At 68.1% G+C, this 3,123-nt stretch carries 1 protein-coding gene, 1 pseudogene and 2 riboswitches; the gene and the pseudogene both read left to right on the forward strand.

Going from position 1 to position 3,123, the window contains the following annotated elements:
- Positions 1-139, forward strand: a pseudogene (locus VGG53_RS02395) (MerR family transcriptional regulator); the annotation flags it as partial.
- Positions 140-195: 56 nt separating this feature from the next.
- A riboswitch (glycine riboswitch) is annotated at positions 196-294 on the forward strand.
- Positions 295-408: riboswitch (glycine riboswitch) on the forward strand. It abuts the riboswitch before it with no gap.
- 34 nt (positions 409-442) lie between these two features.
- Positions 443-3,123, forward strand: a 2,681-nt coding sequence (gene gcvP, locus VGG53_RS02400) for an aminomethyl-transferring glycine dehydrogenase (protein ID WP_331516394.1), incomplete at its 3' end; no start/stop codon positions are given.

Below are 3,123 nucleotides of genomic sequence, written 5' to 3' on the forward strand. Positions count from 1 at the left end.
CGTCTCCGGAGCGATGCGCGAGCTAACCGGCGCAATCGCGGATTTCCCCGGCGAACGCGCCGACGGCGGCGAGTCGATCGCCGCGCCGGAAGACGAGCTGGCCTCTCGGCGTAAACACCGCGACCGCAAGATCGGCTGACCCGGCTCCTCGCGTGCGTGCCGCCGGCTGTGCGGCGGGTAAACTCGGCAACGCATCGTTCTTGCGCGGGAGAGTCCCGTGGCTGCCAGCCACGGGCGCCGAAGGAGCAATACCTCTCCGTCAACCTCTCAGGCAACCCGGACCGCGCCAGACCCCGATGCCTCTGGAAAGCGGTGGCCCTCGAGTCGGGCCGCCCGCCCATGGGGAAAGACATCTGGATGTCGAATCTCTCAGGCGCCCGGTTTCGGGTAGACGACAGAGGGAGAGGACACGTGTTCCTCTGCCGTCGTCAGGAGCTCGCCAATGTCCGACTACACGAACCCGCTTTTCGCCGACCGGCACATCGGCCCGGACAGCGATGCCGTCTCGACAATGCTCGACGTCATTGGGGTCGACTCGCTGGAAGAGCTGGCGCGGCGCGCGCTGCCGGCAGGAATCCTCGACGTATTGACCGATTCGGGTTCCGCACCCGGGCTGGATCAGCTGCCGCCGCCGGCCAGCGAGGCCGAAGCGCTGGCTGAGCTGCGGGCATTGGCCGACGCGAACACCGTGGCGGTGTCGATGATCGGGCAGGGTTACTACGACACGTACACACCGCCGGTGTTGCTCCGCAATATTTTGGAGAATCCCGCCTGGTACACGGCCTACACGCCCTACCAGCCGGAGATCAGCCAGGGTCGGCTGGAGGCGCTGCTGAACTTCCAGACCATGGTTGCCGACTTGACCGGTCTCGAGGTGGCCAACGCATCGATGCTCGACGAGGGCACCGCGGCCGCCGAGGCGATGACGCTGATGCACCGCGCCGTGGGAGGTAACGCTCGTCGGCTGGCTGTCGACGTCGACGTGTTCGCCCAGACCGCGGCGGTGCTGGCCACCCGCGCCGAACCGCTGGGCATCGAGATCGTCACCGCCGACCTGCGCGAGGGCCTGCCGGAAGGCGATTTCTTCGGGGTCATCGCTCAGCTGCCCGGCGCGAGCGGCCGGGTCACCGACTGGTCGGCGTTGGTCTCACAGGCACACGAGCGCGGCGCGCTGGTGGCCATCGGCGCCGACCTGCTGGCGCTGACGCTGATCACGCCGCCCGGAGAGATCGGTGCCGACGTGGCGTTCGGTAACACTCAGCGTTTCGGTGTGCCAATGGGATTCGGCGGCCCGCATGCCGGATACCTGGTGGTGCACACTCAACACGCCCGCCAGCTGCCCGGCAGGCTGGTCGGCGTTTCGATGGACGCCGACGGCTCACCGGCGTACCGGTTGGCACTGCAGACGCGCGAGCAGCACATCCGCCGCGACAAGGCGACCAGCAACATCTGCACCGCCCAGGTGCTGTTGGCGGTGATGGCCGCGATGTACGCGAGCTACCACGGCGCCGACGGACTGACCGGTATCGCCCGGCGGGTGCACGGCCATGCCGAGAGCATCGCCGCCGCGCTTGGCGATGCGTTGGTGCACGACAAGTACTTTGACACCGTGTTGGCCCGGGTGCCCGGCCGCGCCGACGAGGTGATTGCCACCGCCAAAGCAAAGAACATCAACCTGTGGCGGGTCGACGACGATCACGTCTCGGTGACCTGTGACGAAGTGACCACCGACGCCCACGTCGCGGCGGTATTGGAGGCGTTCGGCTTGACGGCCGCTGAGCCGGTGTGCGCAGACGTCGCGACCCGCTCGTCGGAGTTCCTCACCCATCCGGCGTTCACCCGGTACCGCACCGAGACGTCGATGATGCGGTACCTGCGCAGTTTGGCCGACAAGGATCTTGCGTTGGACCGCAGTATGATTCCGCTCGGCTCGTGCACGATGAAGCTCAACGCCGCGGCGGAGATGGAGTCGATCACCTGGCCGGAGTTCGCGCGTCAGCATCCGTTCGCGCCGGCATCCGACAGCCAGGGTCTGCGCCGGCTGATCGCCGAGCTGGAAACCTGGCTGGAACAGATGACCGGCTACGACGCGGTGTCGCTGCAACCCAACGCCGGATCGCAGGGGGAGTACGCCGGGCTGCTGGCCATCCACGCCTATCACGCCAGTCGCGGCGAACCGCAGCGCGACGTCTGCTTGATCCCGTCCAGTGCGCACGGCACCAACGCCGCGTCCGCCGCGCTGGCCGGGATGCGGGTGGTCGTGGTGGCCTGCCGGTCCAACGGCGACGTCGACCTCGACGACCTGCGCGCCAAGGTCGATGAGCATGCCGAGCGGCTGTCGGCGCTGATGATCACCTATCCGTCGACGCACGGCGTCTACGAGCACGACATCGCCGATGTCTGCGCGGCCGTGCACGACGCCGGCGGTCAGGTCTACGTCGACGGCGCCAACCTCAACGCCCTGGTCGGGCTGGCCCGGCCCGGGAAGTTCGGCGGCGACGTCAGCCACCTGAATCTGCACAAGACGTTCTGCATTCCGCATGGTGGTGGCGGCCCGGGCGTGGGGCCGGTGGCCGCGCGTGCGCATCTGGCGCAGTTCCTGCCCGGCCATCCGCTGGCGCCCGAGCTGCCGGCCGGTCCGCCGGTGTCGTCGGCGCCTTACGGCTCGGCATCCATCCTGCCGATCAGTTGGGCCTACATCCGGATGATGGGCGCGTCCGGCCTGCGGGCCGCGTCGTTGACGGCGATTGCCTCGGCCAACTACATCGCCCGTCGGCTCGACGAGTACTACCCGGTGCTCTACACCGGCGAGAAAGGCATGGTCGCCCATGAGTGCATCCTGGACCTGCGGCCGATCACCAAATCGACCGGCGTGACCGTCGACGATGTCGCAAAGCGCTTGGCGGACTACGGCTTTCACGCACCGACCATGAGCTTCCCGGTCGCCGGCACGCTGATGGTCGAGCCCACCGAGAGCGAGAGCCTCCCCGAGGTCGACGCGTTCTGCGAGGCGATGATCGCCATTCGCGGTGAGATCGACCGGGTCGGCACCGGCGAGTGGACGGTGGAGGACAATCCGCTGCGCGGCGCGCCGCACACCGCCGAATGCCTGCTGGTCGACAA

Source organism: Mycobacterium sp. (genome assembly GCF_036490025.1).
Taxonomy (GTDB): domain Bacteria; phylum Actinomycetota; class Actinomycetes; order Mycobacteriales; family Mycobacteriaceae; genus Mycobacterium.